General features: G+C 69.0%; 13 protein-coding genes. 9 read left to right on the top strand and 4 right to left on the bottom strand.

All coding sequences use genetic code 11. The features are described 5' to 3' along the window. The first annotated feature begins 1 nt into the window (after position 1). On the top strand, positions 2-1,393 hold the full coding sequence (locus K8P63_RS08980; protein ID WP_223799460.1) for a protein adenylyltransferase SelO family protein: 1,392 nt from the start codon (positions 2-4) through the stop codon (positions 1,391-1,393). On the opposite strand, the gene K8P63_RS08975 is transcribed toward K8P63_RS08980, so the two are convergent. Next, positions 1,390-2,142: a cytochrome b gene (locus K8P63_RS08975; RefSeq protein WP_223799459.1), complete on the bottom strand. Its 753-nt coding sequence runs from the start codon at positions 2,140-2,142 to the stop codon at positions 1,390-1,392. The two genes, K8P63_RS08980 and K8P63_RS08975, sit on opposite strands and share 4 nt — an antisense overlap. Before the next feature lie 134 nt (positions 2,143-2,276). On the opposite strand from K8P63_RS08975, the gene cobA reads away from it, so the two are divergent. The 5 genes from cobA (at position 2,277) to K8P63_RS08950 (ending at position 6,292) form a co-directional block, all read left to right on the top strand. Further along, the gene (gene cobA, locus K8P63_RS08970; protein ID WP_223799458.1) at positions 2,277-3,065 is read left to right on the top strand and encodes a uroporphyrinogen-III C-methyltransferase; all 789 of its coding nucleotides are present in this window, start codon (positions 2,277-2,279) and stop codon (positions 3,063-3,065) included. Beyond that, positions 3,062-3,358 carry a DUF2849 domain-containing protein gene (locus K8P63_RS08965; RefSeq protein ID WP_223799457.1) on the top strand — a complete coding sequence of 99 codons (297 nt, stop codon included), beginning with the start codon at positions 3,062-3,064 and terminating at the stop codon, positions 3,356-3,358. The genes cobA and K8P63_RS08965 overlap by 4 nt, the downstream gene beginning before the upstream one ends. Further along, on the top strand, positions 3,358-4,989 hold the full coding sequence (locus K8P63_RS08960; RefSeq protein WP_223799456.1) for a nitrite/sulfite reductase: 1,632 nt from the start codon (positions 3,358-3,360) through the stop codon (positions 4,987-4,989). Before K8P63_RS08965 ends, K8P63_RS08960 begins: the two co-directional genes overlap by 1 nt. A gap of 105 nt (positions 4,990-5,094) precedes the next feature. Beyond that, a complete protein-coding gene (locus tag K8P63_RS08955) occupies positions 5,095-5,517 on the top strand; it encodes a DUF934 domain-containing protein (protein WP_223799455.1) in 423 nt (140 codons plus the stop codon). Continuing rightward, the gene (locus K8P63_RS08950) at positions 5,510-6,292 is read left to right on the top strand and encodes a phosphoadenylyl-sulfate reductase (RefSeq protein ID WP_223799454.1); all 783 of its coding nucleotides are present in this window, start codon (positions 5,510-5,512) and stop codon (positions 6,290-6,292) included. Before K8P63_RS08955 ends, K8P63_RS08950 begins: the two co-directional genes overlap by 8 nt. Positions 6,293-6,417: 125 nt before the next feature. Here the strand turns inward: K8P63_RS08950 and K8P63_RS08945 are convergent, their stop codons facing one another. Then, entirely contained in the window at positions 6,418-9,333 is a 2,916-nt protein-coding gene (locus tag K8P63_RS08945; RefSeq protein ID WP_223799453.1) for a TonB-dependent receptor, read from the bottom strand. A 101-nt stretch (positions 9,334-9,434) separates the two neighbouring features. Then, positions 9,435-11,078 carry a M28 family metallopeptidase gene (locus tag K8P63_RS08940; RefSeq protein WP_223799452.1) on the bottom strand — a complete coding sequence of 548 codons (1,644 nt, stop codon included), beginning with the start codon at positions 11,076-11,078 and terminating at the stop codon, positions 9,435-9,437. A 176-nt stretch (positions 11,079-11,254) separates the two neighbouring features. Here K8P63_RS08940 and purC point away from each other — a divergent pair, with 176 nt between their 5' ends. Next, complete coding sequence (gene purC, locus K8P63_RS08935; RefSeq protein ID WP_223799451.1) at positions 11,255-12,031, top strand: phosphoribosylaminoimidazolesuccinocarboxamide synthase; 777 nt, start codon at positions 11,255-11,257, stop codon at positions 12,029-12,031. Positions 12,032-12,258: 227 nt separating this feature from the next. Then, complete coding sequence (locus tag K8P63_RS08930) at positions 12,259-12,690, top strand: DUF6628 family protein (protein ID WP_223799450.1); 432 nt, start codon at positions 12,259-12,261, stop codon at positions 12,688-12,690. A 234-nt stretch (positions 12,691-12,924) separates the two neighbouring features. On the opposite strand, the gene K8P63_RS08925 is transcribed toward K8P63_RS08930, so the two are convergent. Further along, positions 12,925-14,124, bottom strand: a complete 1,200-nt coding sequence (locus K8P63_RS08925) for a glycosyltransferase family protein (RefSeq protein ID WP_223799449.1) — start codon at positions 14,122-14,124, stop codon at positions 12,925-12,927. An 83-nt stretch (positions 14,125-14,207) separates the two neighbouring features. On the opposite strand from K8P63_RS08925, the gene K8P63_RS08920 reads away from it, so the two are divergent. After that, on the top strand, positions 14,208-16,487 hold the full coding sequence (locus tag K8P63_RS08920; RefSeq protein WP_223799448.1) for a coiled-coil domain-containing protein: 2,280 nt from the start codon (positions 14,208-14,210) through the stop codon (positions 16,485-16,487). The last annotated feature ends 17 nt before the right edge of the window (positions 16,488-16,504 follow it).

Genomic DNA, 16,504 nt, shown 5'->3' with positions numbered 1-16,504 from the left:
GATGACCATTTCGCCGCAAGCCACCTCGTCCCGCCCCGAACGCATCTTGCTGGAGGTGGCGGATTTCCTCGCCGATCCGGTGGCCGCGGCGCGCTTTCCACAGACCATCCTGCGCTTCCGCAACGACCGCGCCGCGGCCGAGGTGGGGCTGGACGGGCTGAGCGACGCCGAATGGCTCGCGCATTTCGGCCGGTTCGAGCCGCTGCCGGGATCGCTGCCCGAGCCGCTGGCACTGCGTTATCACGGCCATCAGTTTCGCGCGTACAATCCCGACATCGGCGACGGGCGCGGCTTCACCTTCGCGCAGGTGCGAGACGAGGACGGCCGCCTGCTCGATCTCGGCACCAAGGGTTCGGGCACCACGCCCTACTCGCGCTTCGGCGACGGGCGGCTGACGCTGAAGGGCGGCGTGCGCGAGATCCTGGCGACCGAGATGCTGGAGGCGCTTGGCGTCCGGACGTCGCGCTCCTTCTCGCTGGTCGAGACGGGCGAAGCGCTGCACCGGGGCGACGAGCCGTCGCCGACGCGCTCGGCGGTGCTGGTGCGGCTGAGCCACGGCCATATCCGCATCGGCAGCTTCCAGCGGCTCGCGACGCTCGGCCAGCCCGCGGAGATGGCCCGCCTGGTCGCCTACGTGCTCGAGCAGCTTTACGGCGAGCAGCCGGGCGAGGCACCTGCGCTGCAATTGCTGGAGCATGTCGTCGCCGGCACCGCCCGACTGGCGGCGAGCTACATGGCGGCGGGCTTCGTCCACGGCGTGCTCAACAGCGACAATATCAACGTCACCGCCGAAAGCTTCGATTATGGCCCATGGCGCTTCACCCCCTTTTGGGACACCGGCTTCACCGCAGCCTATTTCGACGCGCAAGGCCTCTATGCCTTCGGGCGGCAGGCGCAGGCGATCCACTGGGACGTCGTCCAACTCGCGATCGCGCTGACCAAGCTCGCCGATGTCGAAGCGCTGGGGGCGATCCTCGATGCCTTTCCGGCACTTTACGAGCAGGCCCACGCCGCGGCGATGCTGGCGCGGCTCGGCGTCACGCCGCGCGGCGAGGCGGAGGATCTCGCGCTGGTGCAGGCGATCGAGGAGAGCCTGACGCCGGGCTCGGTCACGATCGATCGCTTCTTCTTCGACTGGGCCGGCGGTCGCCGCCGCGCACCGTCACCCGCCGACGACGCTTATGCGGCCGATTTCGCAGGATTGGAGGCGCTACTGGCCCCCTATGCGCCCTCGCGCAGGCTCGACCACGCTTACTGGTCGGATGCCGAACCCTGTTCGATGCACATCGCGGAGGTCGAGGCGATCTGGAGCGCGATCGATCGCGACGACGATTGGGCCCCGCTCCACGCCAAGGTCGCCGCGATCCGCCGGATGGGCGAAGCGCTTGCCTAGCGGGGCCAGCTCCGCCCGCGGCCGAGCCCCATGCGCGCGAGTTCGGGCTGCCGGTCGATCAGCTGATGCTTTAGCGCTCCGCCGATGTGGATCACCAGCAGCACGAGCAGGATCCAGCCGCCGAGCAGGTGGAACGTCTCGATCCGCTCGTGCAGCGCGCGCTGCTGCGGCACGCCCTCGGGCGTCCGCCCGATCTCGTTGACCGGGGTGATGAGCGGCAGCTTGAACAGCCCCCATACCATGATCGGCCCATGCTTGCGCGGCGGGGTGCCCCCGCCCTGACCCTGGCCGGCGGGAGCCGGCGGCCCCTTCGTCTCGCGACCCGAGGGCGCGACCTGCGGCTGCACCGGCTCGTGCGCCGCACGCTCCGCATCGGCATAGGCCGCGCCGGGCGAGCCGGCCGGCGGACTGGCCGACACCATCGCCCAGCCGGAGAAGGGCAGCAGCAGCATCGCGGCATAGAGCAAGGCGTGGACTGTGTGCGCGAGCCCCCGCTCCCACGGCGCCATCGGCAGCAAAGGCGGCGGCCGGTGGGTCAGCCGCCACAGCACGCGGACGATGCTGAGCGTCAGGATCGTGATCCCCGACGAGATGTGGAAGATGAAGAAACCGCGCGGCATCACCGGCCGCAGCAGGCCCGAAGCGAGATTGTAGAGGATCGCGATCGCGATCAGCCAATGGAGCGTGATCGCCACGTCGGAGTAACGCGCGGCCTTTGCCGGCCCCAGATCCCATGTCGCGCGCGCCATCGATCGATCTCCCCTGTCGGACCGAACCTCGCTTGGGGCGGCCATGGCGTCAAGCGCTCCGCGAGAAGCTGACCTAGCCGGTCGCAAAGATTGCTTCATTTGCGGATCGGACGCGATTACCCCATGTGGCGAGCATGGCGACGTTGCTGGATCCGATCGGGCGTGGGAAGGTGATCCTCGTGGGCGCGGGGCCGGGTGATCCGGGCCTGCTCACCATTCGCGCGGTCGATGCCCTGCGCCAGGCCGACGTGGTGGTGCATGACGGGCTGATCGATCCGGCTGTGCTGGATCATGCCCCCGCCGCCGCGCAGCGCATCTCGGTCGCCAAGACGCGCGCGCGCCACACCTTGCCGCAGGAGGCGATCAACGCGCTGATCGTCGCGCATGTGAAGGCCGGCTCGATCGTGGTGCGCCTGAAAGGCGGCGATCCGTTCGTGTTCGGCCGCGGCGGCGAAGAGGTCGAGGCGGTGCGCGCAACCGGCCTGCCGGTCGAGGTGGTGCCCGGCGTGTCGGCCGCACTCGGCTGCGCGGCCGAGGCGATGCTCCCACTTACCCATCGCGACTGGTCGAGCGCGGTCAGCTTCGTCGCGGGCCAGTGCAAGGGCCTGTCCGAGCAGGACTGGTCGGGCCTCGCCGGCAAGGGTCGCACGCTCGTGATCTACATGGGCGTCGCCTCCGGCCCGGCGATCGCCGACAAATTGATGATGGACGGGCTCGCCCCCGATCTGCCGGTGGCGGTGATCGAGCGCGGCACGCTGCCGGGTTCGCGCCGGCTGCGCACCGTGCTCGCCGATCTCGGTGGCATGCTCCAGCGCGAGCGGATCGTCAGCCCGGCGATCATCGTCGTCGGCGAGGTGGTGTTGCTGTCCGATGCCGAGGACCGGCTGGCCACCCTATCCCAACAGGCAGAGGCGCTGGCATGAGGCTCGTCACGGGCAACGATCTCGGTAGCGGCGACGTCGTGTGGTGGACCGGCGAAGCCTGGTCGCGCCACATATCCGACGCGGTCGATGCGGGCGACGCCGCCGAGGCGATCGCCAAGCGCGAGGAAGCGGCGCTGCGCGTCAACGTACCCTATGTGGTGGATGCCGCGCCGGGTCCGATCGGGCCGGTGCCGCTCCACATCAAGGACCGGATCCGCGCCACCGGGCCGACGGTTCGCCCCGATCTGGCGGTTGCGCCGGTCGACCCTGCAAGCGGAAGCTGGACGATCTGATGTATCGCTACGACGAATATGACCAGGCGATCGTGGACGCGCGCGTCGACGAGTTTCGCGATCAGGTGGCGCGCCGGCTGTCGGGCGAGATGTCCGAGGATCAGTTCAAGCCGCTGCGGCTGATGAACGGCCTCTATCTGCAGCTCCACGCCTACATGCTGCGCGTCGCCATCCCTTATGGCACGCTCAACGGCCGGCAGATGCGCAAGCTGGCCGATATCGCCCGGCGCTACGACCGCGACTACGGCCATTTCACCACGCGCCAGAACCTCCAGTATAACTGGATCCGGCTGGAGGATGCGCCCGATATCGTGGCCGAGCTGGCGACGGTCGAGATGCACGCCATCCAGACCAGCGGCAACTGCATCCGCAACATCTCGTCGGATCATTATGCCGGCGCCGCGGCGGACGAGGTGGCGGACCCCCGGCCCTATGCCGAGCTGCTGCGCCAGTGGAGCACCTTCCACCCCGAATTCACCTACCTGCCGCGCAAGTTCAAGATCGCGGTGATCGCGAGCGACGACGATCGCGCAGCGATGCGGCTGCACGACATCGGCCTGCTGCTGAAGCGCGATGCGGCGGGCGAGCTGGGCTTTGCCGTCTATGTCGGCGGCGGCCAGGGGCGGACGCCGATGATCGCCCCGCTGATCCGCGATTTTGTGCCCGCGGCCGACTTCGTCAGCTATCTGGAGGCCTGCCTGCGGGTCTACAATCGCTACGGCCGCCGCGATAACATCTACAAGGCGCGGATCAAGATCCTCGTCCACGAGATCGGTGCCGACGAATATCGCCGGCAGGTGGAGGAGGAATTCCTCCACGTGAAGACGCTCGCGCTCGATCCGCCGGCGACGGAACTGGAGCGGATCGCAGCGATGTTCGCGCCGCCACCGTTCGTCGACGGCCCGACCAAGCTGGATCGCAGCGACCCCGATTTCGCGGTGTGGCTCGATCGGCAGACGGCCGCGCACAAGCGCGCCGACCATGCGATCGTGACGATCAGCCTGAAGCCGATCGGCGGCATTCCCGGCGACGCCTCGTCGGCGCAGATGGCGCTGATCGCCGACCTCGCCGAGCAGCTGGGCTATGACGAGCTGCGCATCAGCCACGCGCAGAACATCGTCCTGCCGCACGTGCCCAAGGCGCGACTGCCAGAGCTTTGGGCCGCGCTGGATGCGGCCGGGCTGGCGACGCCCAATCTCGATCTGGTCAGCGACATCATCGCCTGCCCCGGCCTCGATTATTGCAGCCTCGCCAATGCGCGCTCGATCCCGCTCGCGCAGAAGATCGCCGGGCGCTTCGCCGATCTCGAGCGGCAGCGCGATCTGGGCGAGGTGAAGCTCAAGATTTCGGGCTGCATCAACGCCTGCGGCCACCATCATGCCGGTCACATCGGCATCCTCGGCGTCGACAAGAAGGGCGAGGAAAATTACCAGCTCTCGTTCGGCGGATCGGGCGCGGAGGATGCGAGCCTCGCCCGCATCGTCGGCCCCGGCTTCTCCGAGGACGGCGTGGTCGATGCGGTCGAAACCGCGCTCGAAACCTATCGCGGCTTGCGGCTGGAGGGCGAGCGCTTCCTCGACACCTATCGCCGCGTCGGCCTCGATCCGTTCAAGGCAGCGATCTATGGTTGAGCCGTACGTCATCCCAGCGCAGGCTGGGATCTCCAGTTATTCTCGGGCGCGTAATCCTCACGAGATCCCAGCCTTCGCTGGGATGACGGGTGGGAGCGTGTGCGCATGACGCTCATCCGCTTCCGCACCGACGAACCGCACGAGGAGCCTGCCGGCACGCTCGACGACTTCCTCGGCCAGTCCAATGCCACCGCAGTGCGGCTGGAGGCCGGCGAGGATGCGCGCGCTTTGCTGCCGCACCTCGACCGGCTGGCGCTGATCGAGATCGCCTTTCCCGCCTTCCGCGACGGGCGCGGCTATTCGGCCGCGCGCATCCTGCGCGAGGCGGGCTATGACGGCGAACTGCGCGCGGCCGGCGACGTATTGCTCGACCAGGTGGTCGAGATGCGCCGCTGCGGCTTCGACGCGCTGGCGAGCGAGCGGCCGCTCGACCCGGCTGCGGTCGATACCGCGCTCGCGCGCTTCCCGTTCGTCTACCAGAAGGCGGCCGACGGCGCGCAGCCGGTATGGGCGCTGCGTCATGGCTGAGGCGGCACGCATCCTCGACACGCTCGACGTGCGGCCGGCGTTCACCGCCGCCGATGTCGCGGAACTCAACGCACGCTTCATCGGCATGCCCACCGCGGACATGCTGCGCACGTTGCTGACCGGCGAGTTGCACGGCCGGGTCGCGCTGGTCTCCTCGTTCGGGGCCGAAAGCGCGGTGCTGCTGCATCTCGTCTCGGAGATCGACCGCGACGTGCCGTTGGTCTTCACCAACACGCAGAAGATGTTCGGCGAGACCCTAGCCTATCGCGACGAGCTGGCCGAGCGACTGGGCTTCACCGATCTGCGCGTCTTCCGCCCCAATCCGCGCTTGCTCGCGGAAAAGGACAAGACGGGGCTGCGCTGGTCCTACGATCCCGACGGCTGCTGCGCGATCCGCAAGGTCGAGCCGCTGCAGCGCGCGCTTGTGCCGTTCGACGCGTGGATCTCAGGCCGCAAGGGCTTCCAGGCGGGCACGCGCAACGCCCTTCCGATCTTCGAGCTCGACCGGGAGCATCCATCGGGCCCCAAGCTCAAGCTCAATCCGCTCGCCGGCTGGAGCAAGGACGCGCTCAACGCCTATTTCGAGGCGCACGACCTGCCGCGCCACCCGCTGGAAGCCGAGGGCTATCTGTCGATCGGCTGCTCGCCCTGCACCAGCAAGGTCAAGCCCGGCGAGGATCCGCGCGCCGGCCGCTGGCGCGGCTGGGACAAGGTCGAGTGCGGGATGCACTCCGCCGTTCCGCAGGCACCGCAGGAAAACGACCCAATCTTCTGACGCTCCTAAGCCCTCTCCCTGGAGGGAGAGGGTTGGGTGAGGGTTCACCACCTTGATGCAGAATGCGCCGGCTGCGCCGCCGTCCCCTCATCCCGACCTTCTCCCCATCGGGGAGAAGGAGAAGGTCAGAAGAACAGTTTCCGCACGCTCAGCCGGATCGTGCGCCCCAGCGGGTCGAGATAGGCCGGCTGATAGCGCACCGGCGTGTCACCATTGGCGTCGCGCACATGCTGGCGGCTGTCGGTGATGTTGTTCAGCTCCAGCGTGATGCGCGTGCCGCGCGCCCATGGCTTGCCGACGAAGGCCGGCATCTGGGCGAGGTCTGCGAACAGCCGCAGATTGGCCTTGGCCAGCCCCGAGAAATTGAGGTCGCCGGTGGTGCTGCCCGCACCCGCGCGCACGAACGTGCCGGTCTGGTAGCTGCCGCTGATCCGCGCGCCGATTCCGTTATTGGCATAGCCGAGCTGGAGCTGGACATTGTGCGCCGATTGGCCGCCGCCCGAGCCGACCGCCGAACCGTTGAGCAGATCGAGCAACGGCACGCCCCGCCGGATCAGCACCGTGTCCTTGAGCGTCCACGTATCGTAGACCGCGATCTGCAGGCGTCCCTGCCCCTGCCGGCCGCCGATGCCGCCGCGACCGCCACCACCCGGGCCGCCGGGCCCGCCCGGCCCGCCACCGGGAGGACCGCCGAAGCCGCCCCCGCCGGGCGGTCCACCGGAGCCACCGCTGCGCCCGCCCTCGCCGGGGGGCGGGCCATCGGGCGGCGGGCCGCCATCGGGGGGAGGCGGCGGCGCACCATTCGCGCTCTGCTGGCCCTGCGCCTGCTGCTGCCCCTTGGCCTGCGCCTGCTGGCGCTGCTGCTCCATCCGCCGGCGCATCGCCTCGGGGATCGGGAAAGGCGGCGGCACATCCTTGCCGGCGCGACGCTCGGCGATCCACGCCTCGAACTTGCGCTGCAGCGTCGACTTCATCGACAGCGAGACGTTGAAGCCGAAGCGCAGTTCGTCCTGCTGCTCGCGCGCGAAATTGACCGGGCTGGTGTCGATCCGCGTCAGATTGCCATCGGCGTCGCGGACGAAACGGTCGGGAAAGGCGCTCTCGATGTCCGAGGTCGGCTCGGGCAAGGTCGCGATCGCGTTCTTGGTGCGCGTGCGCAGATAATTGGCGATGATGCTGAGGTCGCTCTTGGGCAAAGGCTTGAGCGTGAGCCCCAGCTTCACCACGCGCCGGTCGTCCGCCAGCAGCCCGCGATTGCCGCCGCTGACCTGCGTCACGTCGACGGTCGTGCCACGCAGATAATCGAACACGCGCACCTGCGGCGTCACCACCTGCGGATTGCCGAGCTGCTGGATCGTCGGCGCACCCTGATCGTCGGTCACCGAGGCGATCAGCTCGATCTTCGCGATCGGCACCCAGTGCAGCCCGTAACCGATCGTATGCAACGTGCCGAAGTCGGACAGCTGGCGCACGGCGATGTTGAAATTGGCGTCGAGCTGGCCGAGGAACGGCAGGAAGCCATATTTGCGGCTGGCGAGCGGCAGGTCGAAATTGACCTGCCCATTGGCGTTGCGGCGGCCGAGGCTGCTCGATTGGATCAGGCCCGAGCGGAGCGAGGTGGCGTCGAAGCCGCTATCCTCGAACCCGATCTTGACGTTGGTGCCAAGCGGACCGGCCGGCAGCTTCGACAGGATCGGCCCGCCCGCCACCGCCTGGATGTTGCCCGAGTTCGAGACCGACTTGGCACGATCGACCAGCAGCCCGCCCATGAGCGCCGAGGACGGATCGGCGAACGGGTTCACGGTCGGGTCGAGCGCCGTGATCCGGCTCTGGAAGCCGCTCACGTCGAGCCCGGTCTCGGTGTGCGTGCGCGCGTCGCTATAATCGTAATTGCCGGTCAGCGACCAGCGCCACTTACCCTTGTCGCCATTGACGCTGACGCCGAGATGGCCGGTCAGCGTCTCGGTGCGCTGATGCAGCGGCGTGGTGCCGAGATAGCGGTAGAGCGCGACATCGTCGCCGAACGGCGAGAAAGGATTGCCGTTGGGGATCGTGACCGTCTCGCCCGGCAGGCCCTGCAGCCCGTCGGTGGTGGCGTAGGACAGGCTGCCATTGATCGTCGCGGTCGAGCGCGCGAAAACCGGATGCGCGTAGACGATGTTGGTGCTGGCGGTCTGCCCGCCCGCCTTCAGCGTGCGATAGGGCGAGATATCGGTCGTGTTTGCGTCGTTGGCGGTTTCCGCGAACTGGGCGAGCGTCGGCACCCCCGTCGCCGCCGAGCCGGGCACGCCGGCGACCGTCACGGTGCGGCCGGCGAGTGCCGACAGCGCCGGATCGATCTCGGTCGAAGCCGAACCGCGCGGCGGCGCGATGTTGCCGATCGCATCGAACGGCTGGCCGCTGCCGGTGGAGGTGACACCGCGCTGACTCTCGCGCAGCTTGTCATTCTCCTGATAGCGGACGTTGATCGAGAGGCGCTGGTCGCCCTGAATGCGGACGAGGTTCGCCTCCGGATTGGCGGCAAAGCCGCCGCCGTCGGTCGAGGTGCTGGCTCCGGCTTCGCCCACGACCGCACGGAAACGGCGGCGCAGCACGAAATTGACGACGCGCTGGTCGGCCGAATAGCCGTATTTGAGGCTCACCTCCTCGGGCAGGATCTCGACGCGCAGGATCGCCTCGGTCGGTAGGTCGCGAATCTCCGAGAAGCTGGAGATGCGCCGGCCGTTGAGCAGCACCACCGGCGCGCCACCGCGCCCACGATCGCTGGTCGTCTGCGGCGCCAGTTCGTCGAGCAGGTCCGAGATGTTGTTGACGCCATAAGCGCGCACGTCGGCCGGGTTGAGCGTCACCTCGGGCTCGATGTCGCCGACCACCGATCCGAGCGGCTTCTGCCCGCGCACGACGATGTCCTGCTCCTCCGCGTCCATCGCCGCCTGGCGCGTCGTGGACGTGGATTTGGCAGGCGTCGCCGCCGTCTGCGCATGCAGCACGGCGGGGAGAGCGGAGACGAGAAGCAAAGCGCGACGGTTCAGCACGAACATCCGTCTAGCCATCTTTTGCAAGCGTGCATTGCAGCGCCGCAACGAAGCGGCTCAGCAACAATTTGAAACGGTCTGCCGTGGCGGCCCCGCCACAGTGGCGCTCAGCGCCGCGCCGCCGCGCTGGTCGCCCGCGTTGCCTTGAACTCCGAACCGTTGCTCCACTGCGGCCAGGCGCGGCCGTTCGCCAGCGTCAGCCCGATCGAATAGAACAGATCGACATCCTGTGCCGCGCCGCGCAGATTCCATTGCGGCGACCATGTGTCGCACGGCTGATGATAGCATTTCATGTAGGCGGTCAGCCATGCATCGCCCGCCGCCTTGCCGCCGGCGACCAGATCGCTGCCGCCGCTCATGCCCATCAGCAACAAAGCCGGCACGCCGTGCCGCACGACCGAGAAATGGTCGGCGCGATAGAACAGGCCGCGCTCGGGCAGCCCTTCCGGCGCGACCGTCCGCCCCTGCGCAGCGGCGGCGCGGGCGAGCAGGCCGTCGAGGTCGCTCTGCCCCTCGCCCACCGTCAGCACGTCGTGCGCGGGGCCGGCGGTCTGCAGCACGTCGATCGTCAGGTTGGCCGCGGTCTTCTCCAGCGGCATCACCGGATGCGCCGCATAATATTCGGAGCCGAGCAGGTTGCGCTCCTCCGCCGTCCACAGCGCGAACAGCAAGGTGCGCTGCGGGCGTGGCGCCGCCTTGAACGCGCGTGCCAGTTCCAGCACGCCGGCGACGCCCACCGCATCGTCGGCGGCGCCAGCACGAACAGTGTGCCCGTCGGCATCGGGCGCGCCGACGCCATAGGCATCCCAGTGCGCGCCGAACATCACGGTCTCGTCGGGATGGGCCGTGCCGGTCAGCTTGGCGAGGACGTTGCGGCTCTGGACGGTCTCGTGCGTCACGGCGAGATCGGCCGAGAAGCGCGCGTCGCCAAGCACGACGGGGCGGAAATCGGCGCGCCGCGCCGCGACTCGCAGCGCGTCGAGATCCTGGCCGCTCGCGGAAAACAAGCGCCGCGCCGCCTCGCCCTCGATCCAGCCCTGCATCAGCACCGGCGGCGTCGCCTGCGCGATGGCGTAGCCGATGCCGCCGGGGGCGATGACGGTCGACCAGCCATAGCCCGCACCGGCGGTATCGTGGACGATCAGCGCGGCGACCGCGCCCTGCCGGGCCGCCTCCTCGAACTTGTAGGTCCAGCGGCCATAATAGGTCATCGCTCGCCCGCCGAAGCGGCCCGTCACCGGCTCACCGGCGGCGGCGTTGAAATCGGGATCGTTGACCAGGAAGACCGCGACCTTGCCGTGCAGGTCGACGCCCTTGAAATCGTCCCAGCCGCGCTCGGGTGCCTTCACGCCATAGCCGACGAACACCATCGGCGCGTGCTGGATCGCGATCCGGTCGACCGGGCGCATCGTGCTGACATAGATATCGCTGCGCTGGGCGAGCGGCATCGCCTTGCCGCCCACCTCGACACCAATCGCACCCGCCCCGATTTGAGTACGGAGAAGCGGCACCGCCTGCGTCCACCCGCCATTATCACCGGCGGGCTCGAGCCCGAGCGCCTTCAGCCGCGCGACGAGATAGTCGACCGTGCGCGCCTCGCCCGGCGTGCCCGGCGCGCGCCCCTCGAATGCGTCGGACGCAAGCATCCTCACCGTCGCGCTCATCGCGGCGGGATCGACCGGGCCGACTGACTCCGCCGAAGCGGTTGCTGCCAGCGCGCATGCCGCCAGCCCAATCATCGTCCCGCGCATCGCAATATTCCTCGTCTTGTCCGCGCTCGCCTTAGCGCGGAGCCGCATCTAGGCCAGCCCCTCGCGTTGCGGCGGCCCATATGATGCGCTATATGGATGGCCTTACCGCCCCGCCCGCGCGCGCTCCTCGCGTCCGCGTTCGGGGCGCTTCTCTTTTCGGTCGCTCAGGAGAGCCCATGTCCCGCCGCCGCCAGATTTACGAGGGCAAGGCCAAGATCCTCTACGAGGGCCCCGAGCCCGGCACGCTGATCCAGTATTTCAAGGACGATGCCACCGCGTTCAACGCCCAGAAGAAGGGCACGATCAGCGGCAAGGGCGTGCTCAACAATCGCATTTCCGAGCATGTCTTCACTTTGCTCGGCAATATCGGCGTGCCGACCCACTTCATCCGCCGCCTCAACATGCGCGAGCAGCTGATCCGCCAGGTCGAGATCGTGCCGATCGAGGTGGTGGTGCGCAACGTCGCCGCCGGATCGCTGTCGAAGCGGCTGGGGATCGAGGAAGGCACGCAGCTGCCGCGCACGATCATCGAATATTATTACAAGGACGACGCGCTCGGCGACCCGCTGGTTTCCGAAGAGCATATCGCTTGCTTCGGCTGGGCAAGCCAGGAGGAGATGCACGACATCGCCGACATGGCGATTCGCGTGAACGACTTCATGAGCGGGCTGTTCGCGGGCGTCGGCATCCGGCTGGTCGACTTCAAGCTGGAGTTCGGCCGCGTCTGGGACAATGACTATAGCCGCATCATCCTGGCCGACGAGATCAGCCCCGACGGCTGCCGCCTGTGGGACGTTGCGACCAACGAGAAGCTCGACAAGGATCGTTTCCGCCAGGATCTCGGCGGCGAGGTCGAAGCCTATCAGGAAATCGCGCGCCGGCTGGGCCTGCTGCCCGAAGGCGAGAATACCGTGCTCGACATGGCCGAGCACCGGAAGAATCGCGGCAAGTAAACGCGGTCAAGGGTCGCCCCGCCGGGGCGGCCCGCTTTATGGGGCCAAGCCTTCGGTGCGCGCGGGCGCGCGCCTTGCGCTGGCCGATCCAACTCACGAAAAGTCGTCAGGACGCCAGCCCGGTGCGCTCGCGAGAACGGATCGTTGTGCGCCCGATCCCACCGAGCTAATTGCGATTGACTATCAATAGCAGAGGTGGAAATCTGTCTTCCCATGAGGAGGCACGGATGACCGAACGCACGATTCCCACCGAGGCTTTGCTGCCGCATGCGGTGCCGGCGGATCCCTATGCGCGACTGCTGCTGTTCGGCATCCGTCGGATGGCGGCGGGCGGCATCGCCGATGCGCATGCGGCGCATGCTTTCTTCACCGGCTTCGGCCTCGGCTATCGCCGTCCGTTGGTGTTGCTGCGCGCTCTGATGGCCGAGATGTCCCGCGTCGCGACGACCAAGGTGGCGGTCGCGCCATGCTGCTGCCCGCGCATGACCCGCGCCGAGCGCCACCTGCTCGATGCGATCGTCCAAGCCGGACCGGCGCCCGCCATCGCCCACGCGACGCTGACTGGACTGCTGAAAGTGCATGACTGCCTCGGCCTCGTCACCAGCGCGCAGGCGGTCAGCATCAGCTTCGCCGATGCCGGAATGACCATCAAGGCCTGATGCATTTTCTGCATCTGCGACGAACTGTTTCTGAGTTGCGGCGAGTTGAGCGCCTCACCATATGCGCTGCAGCGCAGCATTTGCTGCCACTCAGGAGAAATCGTTGTGAGATTGTTCGAAGGGGCGACGAGCCTTGTGCTCGCGATCGCCGTCCAGACGCTTGTCGTGGGCGTGATCGTCGCCCTGTAAGATTGCCGGTCCGGGCGGGCATCGCCCGCCGGACCGCCTTTCCGCCTACGTTTCCGCCCTCGTCAGCGCCTCGCGCTGTGCGCCCACGGCGCCGGCCCAGGCATAAAGCGCGAGCAGCGCCAGCCCCGCATCCCACCGGCCGACCAATGCCAGCGGCGCCATCGCCCAGATCAGCCCGTCCGGCCGGGCCAGCCAGATCGGTGCCCAGCCCGGCACCAGCCGCTGCTCGCGGGCCGACGCGATCATGCCGAGCAATGCAGCCCCCCCGACCACCGCCCAGCCCCATTGGCCACTGCCGCTCGCGATGCGCAGCGCCAGCGCCAGCAGAGCCACCGCGGCAAAAACGATCCGCGCCTCGCTAAGCAACCGGCCGTGCGGCACCGGCCGATCGCGAACACGCGCGATCCGCGCCGCGATCGCGGCGAGCGGCCCGCTCGCCAGCAGCAGGACGAGCGCACTGCCGCGCCAATCCATGATCGCCAGCCCCGCCGCCAGTGCGCTGGCGACGCTGCTTCCCAATGCGAGCGACAGCGCCTCGACCCGCCGCTCGAGCAATGGCGGCAGCACCACCTCTTCGAATCGTCCGAATACGCCGCGCTCGATCCAATCGCGACCGGGACGGCGCGCCGCCTCGATCATCGTGCGCTCGGCATCGTCGCGGCGATCGGCCTCGACCATCAGCGCCGGCGGCTGCGCGTCCGCCACCAGCCGGGCCGCATCTTCCTGAACCGCGCGCCGCAGCAGCGTGGAGACCGGATCCCAGTCCCCGATCATCGCCGCCGTCTCGCCGATGCGGTGCCCGTCCAGCAGCGCCAGTCCTGCCCAGCGCGTGACCGCATCGATCCGCTCGTGGCGCTGATGATCGGGGCCGTCCTGCAACGTCGCAAGCGCGGGCACAGGCAGCCACGCGAGTGCCTCGATCAGTTCGATCTCGGGCAGGCAGGCGTCGCCGATCAGCAGCACCGGATCATGTTCGGGCAGCGCGTCCGCTGCCGCGCCGATCGATTCGACGAATGCCAAAGTGATGCCGTCGCGACGCAGCCGCGCCACGGTCTCGGCCAGTTCGGGCGGCACCGTCTCGATCAGCAACAGCACGCGGCCCGCACCCGCCGCCACCGCGCGCCGCACCTGATGCTCGACGAGGGTCGCGCCGGCGAGCGGCAGCAGCGCGCGCAGGCCGCCCGGCCCCGGCCCCGGTTCATAAGCGCCGATCAGCGCGGTCAGGGCAGGATCAGCGGCGGCCACGCAACAGCGATAAGGTGCGGTTGCCCGTTCGATCAAGCGGCGCCTGCGCTTCCGCCCGCCGGCAAAGCTGGTAAGGTCGCGCGATGAATCAGGGGGCGACGGCGAAAGACCATTGGGCGAGCGAGAGCACGCCCGATGAGACCATGGTATCGGTCGACGGCGAAGCCGCGTTCGATCAGACACTTGTGCATGATGGAAAGCGCTGGCGCCGTGCCGCCGCAGGAATCATCCTGCTCGTTGCGGCGGTCGGCTGGATCGCGTTGCTCGCCGTCGGGCTCGCCACAGCCGCGCCGCCCGGTGGCCTCGCGCCGCTCAAGCTCGCCGCGTGGGTCGGGCTCGGCAGCGGCCCGCTCGCATTGCTGGCGGTGCTGTATCTGCTGATCGCGCGCAGCGGCGCCGCCGAGACGCGGCGTCAGGCGCGCATGTCGGCGCAACTGCGGGCGGATGCCGGCCTGGTCGTCGATGCGCTGGATACGCTGAACGAGCGGCTGACGGTCGCACGCGCGGCACTGCAGGTGGAGGCGGAGGCGCTCAACACGCTCGGCAGCGAAACCGGCGCACGCATGACCCGCGCCGCAATCGACCTGCGCAGCGAGGCCGAAGCGTTCGGCCGCGCCGCGGCGACGTTCGACGATGCCACCGGCATCGCCCGCGCCGATCTGGGCGTCCTCATGTCCGATTTGCCTCAGGCGGAGGCGACCGCGCGCATGCTGGCCGAGCGGTTGCGCGAAGGCAGCAGCGAGGTGGACGGCCGTGCGCGCACGCTGGCCGAGCTGCTGGCCGAACTCGATGCGCGCGCGCGCTCGGCGGGCGAGGCGACCGCCGGCGCCGCCGCCCGGCTGGCCGGACAGCTCGACCGGGTCGAGATGAGCGCTGCCGCCGCCGACAAACGGATCGAGGATGCCGCGCTCGGTATCGGCCGCGCGGTCGACATCGCGCTGGACGTTGCCGCCGAAGGCGTCGAGCAGACGCGTCAGGCGGTCTCCGCGCAGAGCGCCGCGCTCACCGCGATGGTGTCGCAGGGACGCGCCTCGCTCGGTGCAGCCGGCGACGATGCGGTCAAGGCGCTGTCGGCGCGGCTCGACGAATTGGTATCGCGCGTGGAGGGGATCGGCGCCGGGCTGCGTGGGCAGGAATTGCAGGCACGCGGGCTGCTCGGCCAGCTCGAACAGGCGGTCGAGGCGGTCGAGGCCCGCTTCGCCAGCCTCGGCGACAAGGGCGCCGAACATACCGCCGATCTCGCCGAGGCGATCGTCGCGCTCGCCGAACATAGCGACGCGATCGGCCGTACTTTGGGCAATAGCAGCCAGAGCGCCGAGACTTTGCTTGGCCGCGTCACCAACCTCCGCCAGCAGAGCGAGGCGAGCGTCGCCACCTTGGCCGACGCCATTCCGGCGGCGCTGGCGCGGGTCAAGATCCACGCCGAGCAAAGCCTCAACGCCATCGCCGCCGCGCATGAGCGGACCGACGGGCTGGAGGCGACCGCGAGCGCCGTCGCGGCACGGCTCGCCGACAGCACCACTTTGCTCGAACGACAGCGGATCGCGTTGCAGGATGCGGGCACGGTCGGCGAGGAGCGGCTGGCGGCGCTGCATGCCCAGGCCGAGGCGCTCGATACGTTGCTTCATCAGGCCGCCGACGAAGCCCGCAGCCTGAGCGAGGGCGCAACCGGCCAGCTGGTCGACGCGCTGCTCCGCGTTCGCGACACCGCGACGCAGGCGTCCGAACATGCCCGCGACGCGCTCTCGGCAGCGATCCCGCGCGTGGCGCAGCGGCTCGGCGAATCCGCCGCGCGCGCGCTCACCACGGCGATGAGCGACGTCGGCCGCGACGAGGTAGCAGCAGTCGCTGCCGCCTCCGAACAGGCGGTCGAGGCCGCACGCTCGGCGGCCGAGCGGCTCAGCCGCCAGCTCGTCACGATCGCCGAGACGGCGACTGCGATCGAGGCGCGGATCGAGGAAAATCGCACCGAAACCGAGGCGCACGACGATGCCAGCTTCGCGCGCAGCGTCAGCCTGCTGATCGAGGCGCTCAACTCCGCCTCGATCGACGTCGCCCGCCTGTTCGCGACCGAGACGAGCGACGAGGATTGGAAGACCTATCTGCGCGGCGATCGCGGCGTCTTCACCCGCCGCACGCTGCGGCTGGTCGAGCGCGCCGAGGCGCAGACGATCGCGACCCGCTATAATGACGAGCCCGACTTCCGCGAGCTCACCAACCGTTACCTTCACGATTTCGAGGCGCTGCTCCGCCGTGTGATGGCCACGCGCGACGGCAATGCCATCGCTACGACGATGCTGTCATCCGACGCGGGCAAGCTCTACGTCGTGCTGGCGCAGGCAATCGAGCGGCTGCGGCGCTAGTCGCAGCCGTTCAAGCG

The sequence above is a fragment of the Sphingomonas nostoxanthinifaciens genome, from assembly GCF_019930585.1.
In the GTDB taxonomy this organism is placed as follows: domain Bacteria; phylum Pseudomonadota; class Alphaproteobacteria; order Sphingomonadales; family Sphingomonadaceae; genus Sphingomonas_I; species Sphingomonas_I nostoxanthinifaciens.
Note: the sequence above shows the minus strand (reverse complement) of the source record. Positions and strands in the feature narration are given on the sequence as shown.

Excerpts from the sequence above, each read along its gene's own strand:
- K8P63_RS08930 (WP_223799450.1), top strand. The coding sequence starts at position 12,259 with ATGACCGAACGCACGATTCCCACCGAGGCTTTGCTGCCGCATGCGGTG.
- K8P63_RS08940 (WP_223799452.1), bottom strand. The coding sequence starts at position 11,078 with ATGCGCGGGACGATGATTGGGCTGGCGGCATGCGCGCTGGCAGCAACC.
- K8P63_RS08980 (WP_223799460.1), top strand. The coding sequence starts at position 2 with ATGACCATTTCGCCGCAAGCCACCTCGTCCCGCCCCGAACGCATCTTG.
- K8P63_RS08920 (WP_223799448.1), top strand. The coding sequence starts at position 14,208 with ATGAATCAGGGGGCGACGGCGAAAGACCATTGGGCGAGCGAGAGCACG.
- K8P63_RS08955 (WP_223799455.1), top strand. The coding sequence starts at position 5,095 with ATGACGCTCATCCGCTTCCGCACCGACGAACCGCACGAGGAGCCTGCC.
- cobA (WP_223799458.1), top strand. The coding sequence starts at position 2,277 with ATGGCGACGTTGCTGGATCCGATCGGGCGTGGGAAGGTGATCCTCGTG.
- K8P63_RS08965 (WP_223799457.1), top strand. The coding sequence starts at position 3,062 with ATGAGGCTCGTCACGGGCAACGATCTCGGTAGCGGCGACGTCGTGTGG.
- purC (WP_223799451.1), top strand. The coding sequence starts at position 11,255 with ATGTCCCGCCGCCGCCAGATTTACGAGGGCAAGGCCAAGATCCTCTAC.
- K8P63_RS08960 (WP_223799456.1), top strand. The coding sequence starts at position 3,358 with ATGTATCGCTACGACGAATATGACCAGGCGATCGTGGACGCGCGCGTC.
- K8P63_RS08945 (WP_223799453.1), bottom strand. The coding sequence starts at position 9,333 with ATGTTCGTGCTGAACCGTCGCGCTTTGCTTCTCGTCTCCGCTCTCCCC.
- K8P63_RS08975 (WP_223799459.1), bottom strand. The coding sequence starts at position 2,142 with ATGGCGCGCGCGACATGGGATCTGGGGCCGGCAAAGGCCGCGCGTTAC.
- K8P63_RS08950 (WP_223799454.1), top strand. The coding sequence starts at position 5,510 with ATGGCTGAGGCGGCACGCATCCTCGACACGCTCGACGTGCGGCCGGCG.